The sequence below is a fragment of the Candidatus Nitrosocosmicus oleophilus genome (assembly GCF_000802205.1).
GTDB lineage: Archaea > Thermoproteota > Nitrososphaeria > Nitrososphaerales > Nitrososphaeraceae > Nitrosocosmicus > Nitrosocosmicus oleophilus.
Window position 1 is genome coordinate 3,334,771 of the sequence record NZ_CP012850.1, and the last position, 12,558, is coordinate 3,347,328.

Below are 12,558 nucleotides of genomic sequence, written 5' to 3' on the forward strand. Positions count from 1 at the left end.
ATTCAGGGGCGAGATATAAGAAAGCCTTTCTTGAAGGTAAAGTAGAGTAGACGGGAAAGTTGATTAACTTTCTTGTTCTCAATAAAGCCAAGTGAAATAACATATGAATCCCTTTTAGGTTTCATTAAACATGTCTCAAAAAGAATGGTTTTCACTCATGACTCTGTGTGTTGGCGGTATCCATTGCACATCATCACCTATCGTATATTATGAAAAAGCGGTATATACAATTTTCGATATTAATTTTGAGACAATCCATATCGTAAAATTAAAATTTGATTTTAATATTAAATATTCTATCATTGTTACTATAGAATGATGATGTTTGTCACCTTTTCTATTATTTCTTTTTGGATGTCCTTTTCTGCATGAATTTTATTTTATTTCTGATGTCTTCATAATCAGTGTTGTCTATTATAGATAAACCGATGTTAAACGAAAGATCAATAAAATTCAATTATTAGGTTCTAACCTCAAATAGAAAACGATAATTTAGATCAATAATAAATATTATTTTTCACCAGATCAAATTTACCTCTTGACCTCAAATCAAAGAGCAATACACAAGTCTAGGTCTTGGATATAGCAAGATAAAGTAATAAATGCTAGAATCATTCGGTCAGATGGTAGATACTTTTGATACATGGATTACCAAGTTATTAAAAGATTTAGAGGATGTCGAAAGAATAAAGTGAAAAAATAATGAAGCCATATAATCCAGAATAAAACCCAAATATACCATCATTAGATTCATCGATAAATCTTAAGCAGCATATACTTAGAATTCTCCGATATCAACTTCGGCTAACCTATTTATAAACTAAGGTTGATGAGTTTTTAGGAATTCTAAAAGCTGGCAAATAAAAGCGGAATCCTATCTAATCTAATCTAATCTAATTTACTGCAGGTTTTTCAAAGTTATTTTTCCAATATTTTTTGGCATTGGGATTGATTCATGCTATTTTTTTAGAAATTATTAAGATATTGAAAAGTCAAATATTGTATAAAGTAGGTCAAAGTTATTTTATTTTTAAAAGGTTTATGATAATAATTCTGTTTGAAAATAATAGTAAATTGTAAATATGATTTTAGCATTTTATTATAGTAGGTGATGATGTGCAATGGATACCGCCAACACACAGAGTCATGGGTGAAAACCATTCTTTTTTGCAAATCTAGCTTAAGCAGCTAGAAGTATCAACTTCAGAACTCAAATTGGTCTGTTACCGGTTGTGATGCGGTGGTGAGTAATATTTAGAGTTCGAAGACAGACAAGTCTGACTCGCTTGTTTGTTTCGTTACTATTTTCTTTGCGCTATCACCACCGCTCATTCTTATTCTTCTTACTCTTTAGCAAGAAATGTAATTGAAAGATATTACAGATTATTTCCAAAAGTATATTTGAAATACTTTAAACTATACTGGAAACTTTCTAATGCGTCTTATATTATCTGTTGTAAAAGTAGAAAAATCAGGGTTGAATTTTATTCATTGAGGTTAAAAGCCCGTGTATCAGAGCTTCTGGTCGTGGTGGACATCCTGGAATAAACACGTCAACGGGTAATATAGTATCAACGCCACCGGTCGTGGCGTAGGTATTCCCAAAAATTCCACCACTGCATGCACAAGCACCAACGGCAATTACAATCTTAGGATCAGGAGTAGCCTGATAAGTTTTTTGAAGTGCAATAACCATATTTTGCGATACTGGACCAGTAACTAATAATACATCTGCATGTCGAGGAGATGATACAAATTGAACTCCAAATCGTTCTACATCATAAATAGGATTATTCAGTGCTGTTATTTCTATCTCACAACCATTACATGAGCCACCATCAACTTGTCGGATCGCCAAAGATCTACCAAATAAACTATTGATCTTTTCTTTTAATTCATTACCAATCTTTTCGTAGGATAAATCATTGATATTTTTCTCATGTATAGTTACATTCATATTTTTTTCGTCTGGTTGTAGTGATTCCATTTCAACCAAATCTATTAATTGTTCTTTATTCCTTGTTGCAGGGTTCAGGTTCTTTCCCATTCTAAATAAACTAGGATATGCTTCTTCACATCTACCACAGAGAAAACATTTTCCATTATCCAAAGTTACTACGGTGGAGTTATTCTCTTTATCTCTTATTTTAATTGCATTTGATAGACAAATATTCTCTATCTTGTCTACCTTTTCATTTAGTTCAAAATTACAGACATCTTTAGAAGGAACTATATTAATTTTACCCTTAAAATTTTCAGAAATTAAATCAAGTTCCTTAATCGGATTGGGTGTTGTTACACGTTTATTCTTTAGAATGTTGTATTTATTTCTGTCCTTCGTATTAGGCCACAATAACCCGCTATAATCAAATCGGCTCTTATTTGGAACTGTGTGTGAGATATCCTTTTTCTCCATCACAAATCGTTTCCTGAATAAGAGAGATCAAAACTCTTGTTGATAATTGGAAAGTCCGGAACAATATTATTATGTACAGCTAATTCTATCAGCGGCCAATTACAAAATGAAGCTGTTCTTATTTTGTATCTGAAAATCCTATTGGTGTCTTTTCCAAGCATGACCCAATGCATTGTTTGACCTCTGTGGGATTCAGAATACCCTAATGCGTTGTCATATGGTTGAAGATGATTTTTCAGATCCTCAAATGATAAACCATCATTATTATTGGTAAGATCATTATCAAGGGTATCGTTATTGGGACTTTTATCCAGGATATCAGTTGCCACTTTCTGAATAATATCTATCGAGTGTTTTATTTCAACTACTCGAATTTCAAACCTTGAAAGAGCATCACCTTTTCGTTTGTTCAACTCAACTTCATATGCAATCTTATCAAATATACCTTGAATATTTTCAAGATTAAGATAAGGGTAATATGAGTAGGGATGATTTTTTCGTGTATCAGTATCAACCCCGGCACATCTTGCAATTACCCCAGTGGCTCCTAATCTAATTACATCTTGATTTGAAATACTTCCTGTTCCTTTAAGACGGTCTATAAAGGAGGACATATTATGTAATAATTTTACTAAAATTCCAAAGTCTTGGTGTATATGTGATAATTCTTTAATGATCAAATTTAGAATTTCCGATTTAAAATTAATTTTTACTCCACCAATACTGTTTATTCCAAAAAGGAGTCTACTTCCACTTAATTTTTCATTTATTCGCATTACTTTCTCTTTGAGTAAATTCATTCTTGAACTTCCATATGCAAATCCCACATCGGTGCAGATACCCGCGATCGTCCCAATGTGGTTCCAAACACGTTCTAACTCTGCACAAATTGTCCTAATTTGCATAGCTTTCTTTGGAATTCGTATTGTCGCCATTCTCTCAATAGCCTGGCAATATGCCATAGAATTGGCTACTGATTCATCACCTGATATGCGCTCGGATAAAAGCAAAGCCTCATCAATGGTCATTGTTTCAGCTAGTTTTTCGATACCTTTATGAGTATAGTATAAACGCGTTTCCAAGTTGACTATATTTTCGCCATATACACTAAATCTGAAATGTCCAGGTTCGATGATTCCAGCATGAACCGGACCGACAGGTATCTCACTGATACCCTCACCTTCGACTTTTATAAATTTATGATGATATTTTAAAGAACTTTTGATTTTTGTCTTAGTATCAAAATCCTTTCGAAGCGGAAAAACATTGTCTGGCCATTGTTCGTGTAAAACAAGTTTTCTTGCTTCCGGATTCCCTTGAGCAAAAATTCCAAACATATCGCATATTTCTCTTTCATAGTAGAATGCAGATGATATGTGTGATACGATACTAGGATACGTGGGCTTGTCCTTATTTGAGATTATAGAAGTCACAACGAAAAAAATATCTTCAGTTTCATTAGAAAAAACATGCCTGAGCATGAATCCATCATGCCTATCGTTCAAAGAATCAAATGTATGTTTCGAATTATCAAATTCAGCTTTTCTATCAATCCTATTTTCGATATGCCGTTCATCAGTACATATCATGGTAACAAGTCTGCATCCTAAATTATCATACAAAAAATAAATAACTTCAGTACTTGCTTCTGGGCAACTAGTCAATATGTGCAGTTCGTTGTAATTTTTGTCATAGATCTTCTGTATTTTTCCATTGAATTTTTCAAGGATTAACGATTCGTATTCAAAGATTTTTCTATTCGATGTGTTATGGCTCATTATTTCTTCAACCCCTCACTACTCAAGATATTTAAATGCTTAATGCCTTTTGCCTTCTGAGCTATTGTCATTATTAGTCGATTCAGTCTCCATCATCACACCTGGTTGAATATATGAACTGCATCATTGATTAGAATGTTCAGAGGTTCAGGTATGTATATCCCAAGCATTATCACAAAAAAAACAAGCATTCCCATCGAAACTATTGAAAGATTATCGAGTTCTCCACTATTTATCTGAGTTTTAGGTTTGCCAAAAGACATAGTTACCAAATTTTTTATAAAACCGATAAATATTATAGCTAATAAGATTATCAAAACCGTGCTAGCCACCATATTATTGCTACTAAATCCGGAAGACAATATCATAAATTTACTTAAAAAGATGTTAAACGGAGGTAAACCTACTATTGCTAATCCTCCTATGAGAAACATAATCCCAGTAATGGGCATAATTGTAACTATTCCTTTTATTTTAAACATTGCTTTAGTTTTATATTTTTGGTTAATTTTTCCACTCGCAAAAAACATTAATGGTTTTACGATGGCGTGATTTATCATGTGCAAAAGTGCACCGTATATACCAACGAGTCCTCCAAACCCAAATGCTAATGTAACTATTCCTATATGTTCTACACTAGAATATGCTAACATCCTCTTCATATCCTTTTGAAAGAGAATTGAAAAAGTAGCAATTCCTACTGATAATAATCCAAAAATGATCAATAAGTTGTCAGAGAATTCTGCACCTATTGCACCACTGCTAATTAGGTAGAAGCGAAGTATCCCATACAGAGCACAATTTAAGAGTACTCCTGATAACATAGCGCTTATTGGTGTTGGAGACTCGCTATGGGCATCAGGTAACCAAGTATGCATTGGAGCTATGCCCGCCTTTGTTCCGTATCCAATAATTATAAAAATAAATGCTATTTTTACAATCATTGGATCAAGTGTTTTGGAGTTTTCCAGCATATTTGTCCAGTTTACCTTATCCTCTTCAGGTTGAACAGATACAAAAGGATCATGAATATTCGCGTAATAAAAGAAAACAGTCCCGATTAGTGCAAATGACAATCCAACGGTAGCAATTATGAGATATTTCCAAGCCGATCTTATTGCATCCTCTTTTACGTAAATCATAATTAATAAAACAGAAATCAGAGTGGTTGCTTCCACTGCAACCCATATTAGTCCTGTATTGTTCAAAATTGGAACTAAAAGCATTGTAAAAATGAAAATATTGAAGCCTTGATAGTATCGGATTAGATGTTTGTCATCAACTAGGCCATCTTGATATTGTTTTCCCATATAATTAACAGAGTAAATTGAGGAAACGAGACTGACAAAGGATATTAACAAGAGTACAATCATACTCAGTGAATCTATATAAAAAAACTCGTTGAATAGAGTAATTTTCTTGAAATCAACTATGTATAGGAACAGAAAAAAAGTCAGAAAAAAGATAATAGAAGTAGACAGGACACTTATGATTTCTATGAGTCTTTTCTTTTTGAAAATTGTTACTAGAATTCCACCCAAAATTGGAGTTAAGATAATTGACATTATTAAGGAAGTTTCAGGTGTCATTTTGATTAATGAATTGACCATACCCATCACCTTTCTAATCTTCCTCCTCTGTATACTCTAAGACTTCATGCTTCTGATTAATGTCATCTATATTATCAAATGTGTATCCAATTCTATGTATCAGAATTGATGATATTATAATTCCTACCAAAATATCGATAAATATGCCTATTTCTATAATGAGAGAAATTCCATGCGTGAGGGAGAGGACAAAGAGGAATAATCCATTTTCTATTATCAAAAGACCAACTATCTGGTTAAGAGCAATCTTTCTTCCCACCATTACTATGAGACCTATGAGTAACAAGGAAATAGAGACTGGTAGAAAACTTGTGGCAATAACATCTATACCCAGGTTAATTTGCTGAGTTAAGAAGTAAGAAAATGCTATGAGGATGGTTGAAACAACAAGAGAAATACGTATGCTAATATACGGCTTTGTTTCATTTTTGAAGTCGTAACTTATATTCTCTGTTACCTTTGTTAATAGTCTAGGTACAATCACAGCCTTTAAAGAAAAGGTGACAATTGCAGCCAGGTATATCTCCCAGTTATTAGTGATATAACCAATAACCACAGTAATTATGGTGAGTATAATAGTTTGATATTTATAAGCCTGAATCCATCCCAAAAAATCTCGTTTAATAACTAAAACTACAGTTGCTATCAGTAACGTACCTGACAGGAATATCAAAATATTGTTATAAATCATTTCTAATCCATATCCTCAAATATATAGGAAAATCATACCCATTAGCCCACTTGCCATAGACAGAATTATCAAATCAGGAATTCTAAACAATCTCCATTTAGCAACTTTAGTTTCGATATACGCAATCAAAATACCCAAAGATATCAACTTTAAAAAAAATACCATAAATCCTACAATTATCTCATAGAGTGAGAAAGACGTTGATAGACCCCAGGGAACGAAAAAATTAATTAATAATGACAATAGTAGAATTTGCTTTATAGATTGGGATAATTCAATAAGAGCAAGTCTTTTTCCTGAAAACTCCAAGACCATAGCTTCATGAACCATGGTAAGTTCTAAATGGGTGGTAGGATTATCAAAGGGTAATTTTCCAGTTTCTGCCATAACGATAATAAAAAAACCAAATAGTGAAAACAACAGGCTTGCCGATATCATTATGGAAGATGTTGCCGCATGATATACAATTGTGTCAATATTTGTTGAACCATAGATTACAGCTAAGGTAAATAAGGCCAAAAATAGTGCAGGTTCTATTAAGGATGAAATCATCATCTCCCTGCTAACACCTATACCACCAAAACTACTAGAAACATCAAGTCCTGCCAGCATTAAGAAAAACCTAGAAAGGCCAAAAAGCCCGATTACTAATATGATATCACCTCCAATTCCAAATTGAGGGTAGGCAACAAAAATTGGAACGAAGAAAGCAATAACTAATGTAGATGAGAAAATAATCCAAGGCGAGAATCTAAATATCCAAGAAGAATCTTCTGAAATTACTTCATCTTTTCTTATCAATTTCAGTAAATTAAAATATGGCTGAAAAATGCTAGGGCCTGTTCTTTTTTGAGTTATTGCCTTTATCTTTCGCATTATTCCGGTTAATAATGGAGCAAGAATTATTATGATAAGAAATTGGATAATCCCGATAAGAATACCAGATGCAGATGCAGAAGTTTCAACAGGCATCATGGAGATAACCTCACATACAGCAGTAGCAATATGACGATTACAAAGACGTTGAGTAAATACAAATTAACCTTTCCGGTCTTGAATTTTTTTATTCCCTCATATGCTTTAATTACGTTCCTAATAATTGGTTCATATATGAAATCCTCGATGATATTTTTGTTAGAAATCTGAATTTTAACTGATTTTTTAATGTAGGGATTAGAAGAATGGTATGGAATACTCTGAATGATCAAAGTAGGTCTATAGAAATTTCTAAATACATGTAGTATAGGTTGAGATAGAGAGGAAGCAGTATATTGCATTCTTTCATTCAGACTGTCCACTCCACAACTCCAAGTTTCAGAAATTCTTTGTTTTGTTCTGCCACCGACTCCATAAAGAAATCCGATTGTCGCAACCAGAATTGATACAAATATCACTAGGATAACTGGCAGAGAAAGTTCAGAAACATTATTATTATTTCCAGGGTCTGACGAAATCGAACCAAATGAAAATAAAGTTTGATTCAAAGGCACCTGAAAATTAAATGCAAGATTTATCATACTTATTCCAATCGATGGAATCAATCCTAGAATAACACATACAACTGCGACAATCCCCATTCCAACTAGCATGGTGTGAGGAACTTCTTTGATTTTGTAAATTATTTCGGTGCGAGGTTTTGAGAGAAAAGAAATCCCAAAAATTTTTACAAAAGTAGCCAAGACAATTCCCAAAGTTAGTGCAAATGCCGCACTTGCAAAACCAAAAGAAATTGCGATAATAACATCAGGGATATGGTATGTAGATATAAAAGAGAGCATCACAAGATATTCGCTTACAAATCCGTTGAAAAAAGGCAAACCAGAAATTGAAAGTACTCCCACCAAAAAGAGAAGGGAAGTCCAGGGCATTCTTTTAACTAATCCCCCCAATTTTTCCATATTTGCCGTATGAGTTCTAAAAATTATGGCACCAACCCCCATAAACAAAAGACTTTTAAAAATAGCATGATTTAATAGATGAAGCATGGCAGCTAGCATCGCAAATGCAGACAGATAGATTAAATTAAAAGATAGAAAAACAAGAGACAACCCAATTCCGATAAAAATTATCCCTATGTTTTCTATACTACTATATGCTAAAGCACGTTTGATATCTTTTTCAACTACGCTATATAGCACACCTACTACTGATGTTATCGCTCCAATAGTCACAAACAATAATCCCCACCAAACAAATTCAGAGTTATCCGTTACACCTGATCCCACACCGCTAAAATCATAAATGATTCTTATCAGACCATAAACAGCGGTTTTGATCATGATAGCCGACATTAATGCAGACACGTTACTCGGAGCGGATGGATGTGCGTAAGGAAGCCAAATGTGCAGAGGTACGATACCTGCCTTTGTACCAAAACCAACAAAGGCCAGGATGAAAACAATATTTTTCATCGATGCAGAAAAAGAATCCGAGGATAATCTAAAGGATTCAAAGCTAAGACTTCCGGTTTGAGACGAAAGTAACAGAAGTGAAGCTAATATTAGAGCAGTACCTAGGTTAGTCATAACCAAATAGATTATTCCAGATTTCAAGTTAGACTCATTTTCATGATTATATATTACGAGAAAGAACGATGTTATGGACATTAATTCCCAAAAGACAATAAATGAGAAAACATCATTGGATGAGACCAAAAGTATCATGGAAAGAATAAATGTATTGAAAAAAAAACCAAATATAGTTACATGCTTATTTTCAATATACTCTTTAATGTAACTCAATGAGTAAATTGATACTGAAAATGAAACTAAACCGATGAGAAGAAGAAAGAACGCAGCTATGCCATCAATAAGAAATTCATGAACCGAAAAGACGTTATTTGAAGGTATTTCAAAATGAAGTGAACTTCCACCAAATATTACACTTAACGAGAGTGCGATTAAGAAGATCGACCCAATAATAGTGGGAATGAAAAAGGGCTTTCCACTTCCATATTTTCTAAACAATAACGAGAATATTGCTCCAAAGATATAGGATATGATCATCATCCAAAATAATGATATCGAGTTTTCAAACACTGAAATCATAAAAATTATTTAAACCCTTTGAAAATTTTATCATGATAGGAATCTCGGTATTTGTACAAGTTGATTAATATTTATTTGTTATGTATTTCTGAGAATTTGAATTTGTGAGTTTTTCATAAATTAAATAAACTCAATAATTGAATAACCAAAATTTTAGGGCAATATCTATAACAATCCAATACGAATATTTCAAATCAACTAATAATAATTGTAATTTCGTGAATTATCATTTATTCAAAATATTGACTTTATGAATTTAACAAAATTTAAGAATTAAGAAGACTAAATATTAAAGTAGTTGAAGCAAAAAAGTAAAAAATTAAATACATATTTGACCCATTTTCCGGTCAAATCATATATTGAAGCTGACATTCTATCCAAAGAATCCACCTGGCGTATAATGGACCGGATAAGACAAGCAGGTGCGATGGGGATAACAGCCGAAGAGATAACACAGCAAGAACAAATCCCCGTAAGTATAGTATACACAACTTTGAAAGAATTATACAGATTGGAATATGTGTTCCTGTATCCGAGGCAAAAAAAGGAAAAAGGTGAAAGGAAGAAGAGATTTGTTTGTGAGAGAGGTTCGTGGGGTAAATATGGTATTGATAAGGAATTTGACGCAATAATAAAAGTCAATGGAATAACGGAAGGAATAATGAAGGATCTGCGCCAGCCTATAATGAGAATATTTGACGAAATTTATGAAAAATTTTCTTCAAAAAAAGAGCTTCATCAATTCTTACCGACAAAGGATACTAACATTTGTCCAAATTGTCAGAGGAGTCATGAATCAATGGAGTTTTTTTATGCAATATTATTGAGAAGTATTGATCTCATGATAACAGAGTCAAAAGAGTTTAAGGGCTTCTTAATTGAGAAGGGATATGCTTACGAAGAACAGAATTAGAGATTTGTCAGACTCTATTTCTGCATCTCCTATTAATGCAATACACAATATAGAGGTTTCCACAATTTGAAGTAAAATCAAGTAAGGAAAATGTTTTGGATGGATTTGACAGACGGTATTCTGAAAAAGTCAAAATTTTTGATCTTTCTCAAGCAATTGTTGTTTCAATCTTACAGAATTTAACGGCCAATACCGTAATCAACTCTCCACCGGTTGGAAGTGGAGAAGATAGCAAATTTTACGCTAAAAAATGGTTGAGATCTAAAGTTCGTCGAATAGATACTATTTCCGTTTTTATTGCCTTTCAATTCAAATCACAAAATCGCTTTATTTGCTACGAACTTTGAAAAAAGTCAACAAAATCATCTAAATATCCTTAAAAAATATTTTCTATATCTATCGTCCCTAAAACATTTTGCGTGATCTAATCTAGAATTATTAGAGCACATAAGTTATGGAGGCAAAATGAAGTTAGTAGAGTGACAAGGCAAAGCGAAAACGAGTTAGTATTATGACACTTTTAATATCCTTTTTCTACTTTTAAATACGGAGCTTCATTTATCAGGATACAGGAATATATGTCATTAAGAAACTTGCCCAATATGGATGCAACCAGTCAATGTAGGATTTTCTTAATCAAGCAATAGAGGGAAGGTCATAGGTGATTTGGACAATTGCATTAAAATAGGACCATCAAAGAGGGAAATTGCCTAGCATGTAATAGCATTTCCTGCTTTAGGAGTGATAGACCACTATGTTAATGGAGCTAAAAATTGCTTAATTCGCCGCTGCTTGAGTAAAGGTAAATTTCTCATCATTGATAATTTTGAGATTATTTTGAATTAATTTAGGTTTTAGGGAATACTTATCTTTTGCAAATTTCCTTGCTTTTTCAATCATACTAATATAAGTTACTATTTACTGAGCCGCTAGGAATAATATAAAGAATATCGTAAAATTGATGGCTAAAAGAAAAGACAGGTACCCTGATAAATTCATAATTCCTCATTCGTATCCCTAGTTATTCTTATTTTCAGGTCAGATATTGGTAGTGATACTATACCTATAAGCAGAACAAAAAATGCAGGGACATCATTTATCAAGAATTCATTTATTGAAAAATAAGTTGGCGGTGCATTTTCAAAATGAAGTGAACTTCCACCAAATATTACATTTAACGAAAGTGTCATTGTGAAATTAAATGCAGTAATAATAGGAACAAAAAAAGGTTTTCTATGGTCATACTTTCTCATTAACGGGGGGATTAAGGCACCAAAAACATGACATCCAACGACTAATTTGATGAATTGAAAATTAGTGACAATTGATAAAATCATGATATTGTTCATATCCTCTAGAATTTCTTGTACCAAAAATGATAACTTGCGTAAACATGGTGTAAATAAATTAATATTTATTTGTTATGTATTTCTGAGAATTTGAAATTGTGAGTATTTCATAAATGTCTTGAAGTCGATCATCCCAGAGTATTAGGCTTAAATGTTTTATTACAGCCTTTATACCGTAAATTAAATTAGCTCATCTACTGGAGCCTCTTTTATTTAATTAATTAAAAAAAGATTACTCCATGATTTCTAATCCAAACCAGTCAGCTAAAATTGCCATCACATTGGAAACATCCACCAACTTAAAATCAGCTAAATATTTCTGATTCATAACCCTATTATTGCATATAGAGAATATATTTTAGAATATCTATTTTATCATGGCCACAGATTCAGTCATTTTTTGATACAACGTGAGGAAATGTTTTCCTTTGTCCGTTAATTTGTAAACTTGACCATTGGCATCGAATATGATTAAATTCTTATTCTGAAGGCATTCCAAATATTTTTTCATTTGAAGAAAAGAGAGATATACCTAGTACATAATTTTTGATTGGATGGCACCATTTTCCCCTATAGTTTCAACAATCTTTGCATTAATATCTAAGCGGCTTCTATTTTTCTCTTATGAAACATTAAATCAAACTAAAATAAAAGTAACTTAAAATTATCATTACTATACATCGTAAGGTAGTTTTTTTAATTTTATTATAACGTAATCATAATATTTATAGTAGATATCTTGAAGAACAGGCAA

At 32.5% G+C, this 12,558-nt stretch carries 9 protein-coding genes and 1 pseudogene; 2 read left to right on the forward strand and 8 right to left on the reverse strand.

Annotated elements, in window-relative coordinates; all coding sequences use genetic code 11:
* Nucleotides 1-1,471: 1,471 nt before the first annotated feature.
* The 6 genes from nuoB to NMY3_RS16140 all read right to left on the reverse strand — a co-directional run bounded on the left by nuoB (nucleotide 1,472) and on the right by NMY3_RS16140 (nucleotide 9,542).
* On the reverse strand, nucleotides 1,472-2,416 hold the full coding sequence (gene nuoB, locus NMY3_RS16115; protein WP_231100428.1) for an NADH-quinone oxidoreductase subunit NuoB: 945 nt from the start codon (nucleotides 2,414-2,416) through the stop codon (nucleotides 1,472-1,474).
* Nucleotides 2,416-4,194: an NADH-quinone oxidoreductase subunit C gene (locus NMY3_RS16120; RefSeq protein ID WP_196816823.1), complete on the reverse strand. Its 1,779-nt coding sequence runs from the start codon at nucleotides 4,192-4,194 to the stop codon at nucleotides 2,416-2,418. The genes nuoB and NMY3_RS16120 overlap by 1 nt, the downstream gene beginning before the upstream one ends.
* Before the next feature lie 95 nt (nucleotides 4,195-4,289).
* Nucleotides 4,290-5,804, reverse strand: coding sequence for a hydrogenase 4 subunit F (locus tag NMY3_RS16125; protein ID WP_196816824.1), 1,515 nt, complete (start codon nucleotides 5,802-5,804; stop codon nucleotides 4,290-4,292).
* 13 nt (nucleotides 5,805-5,817) lie between these two features.
* The gene (locus NMY3_RS16130; RefSeq protein ID WP_196816825.1) at nucleotides 5,818-6,495 is read right to left on the reverse strand and encodes a hypothetical protein; all 678 of its coding nucleotides are present in this window, start codon (nucleotides 6,493-6,495) and stop codon (nucleotides 5,818-5,820) included.
* Between the two features lie 15 nt (nucleotides 6,496-6,510).
* Nucleotides 6,511-7,470, reverse strand: a complete 960-nt coding sequence (locus NMY3_RS16135) for a respiratory chain complex I subunit 1 family protein (protein WP_231100137.1) — start codon at nucleotides 7,468-7,470, stop codon at nucleotides 6,511-6,513.
* Nucleotides 7,467-9,542 carry a proton-conducting transporter membrane subunit gene (locus tag NMY3_RS16140; RefSeq protein ID WP_196816827.1) on the reverse strand — a complete coding sequence of 692 codons (2,076 nt, stop codon included), beginning with the start codon at nucleotides 9,540-9,542 and terminating at the stop codon, nucleotides 7,467-7,469. Before NMY3_RS16140 ends, NMY3_RS16135 begins: the two co-directional genes overlap by 4 nt.
* A gap of 298 nt (nucleotides 9,543-9,840) precedes the next feature.
* Here NMY3_RS16140 and NMY3_RS16145 point away from each other — a divergent pair, with 298 nt between their 5' ends.
* Both NMY3_RS16145 and NMY3_RS16150 read left to right on the forward strand, forming a co-directional pair.
* A complete protein-coding gene (locus tag NMY3_RS16145; RefSeq protein ID WP_196816828.1) occupies nucleotides 9,841-10,455 on the forward strand; it encodes a hypothetical protein in 615 nt (204 codons plus the stop codon).
* Between the two features lie 95 nt (nucleotides 10,456-10,550).
* Nucleotides 10,551-10,802, forward strand: coding sequence for a hypothetical protein (locus NMY3_RS16150; protein WP_196816829.1), 252 nt, complete (start codon nucleotides 10,551-10,553; stop codon nucleotides 10,800-10,802).
* A 648-nt stretch (nucleotides 10,803-11,450) separates the two neighbouring features.
* Here NMY3_RS16150 and NMY3_RS16155 read toward each other — a convergent pair.
* Together NMY3_RS16155 and NMY3_RS17135 are read right to left on the reverse strand one after the other, a co-directional pair.
* On the reverse strand, nucleotides 11,451-11,792 hold the full coding sequence (locus NMY3_RS16155) for a hypothetical protein (RefSeq protein WP_196816830.1): 342 nt from the start codon (nucleotides 11,790-11,792) through the stop codon (nucleotides 11,451-11,453).
* 379 nt (nucleotides 11,793-12,171) lie between these two features.
* Nucleotides 12,172-12,324, reverse strand: a pseudogene (locus NMY3_RS17135) (winged helix-turn-helix domain-containing protein); the annotation flags it as partial.
* Between the last annotated feature and the right edge of the window lie 234 nt (nucleotides 12,325-12,558).

Coding starts and splice junctions, on each gene's coding strand:
- NMY3_RS16130 (WP_196816825.1), bottom strand. CDS start 6,495: ATGATTTATAACAATATTTTGATATTCCTGTCAGGTACGTTACTGATA.
- NMY3_RS16155 (WP_196816830.1), bottom strand. CDS start 11,792: ATGATTTTATCAATTGTCACTAATTTTCAATTCATCAAATTAGTCGTT.
- NMY3_RS16135 (WP_231100137.1), bottom strand. CDS start 7,470: ATGATGCCTGTTGAAACTTCTGCATCTGCATCTGGTATTCTTATCGGG.
- NMY3_RS16140 (WP_196816827.1), bottom strand. CDS start 9,542: ATGATTTCAGTGTTTGAAAACTCGATATCATTATTTTGGATGATGATC.
- NMY3_RS16125 (WP_196816824.1), bottom strand. CDS start 5,804: ATGGTCAATTCATTAATCAAAATGACACCTGAAACTTCCTTAATAATG.
- NMY3_RS16120 (WP_196816823.1), bottom strand. CDS start 4,194: ATGAGCCATAACACATCGAATAGAAAAATCTTTGAATACGAATCGTTA.
- nuoB (WP_231100428.1), bottom strand. CDS start 2,416: ATGGAGAAAAAGGATATCTCACACACAGTTCCAAATAAGAGCCGATTT.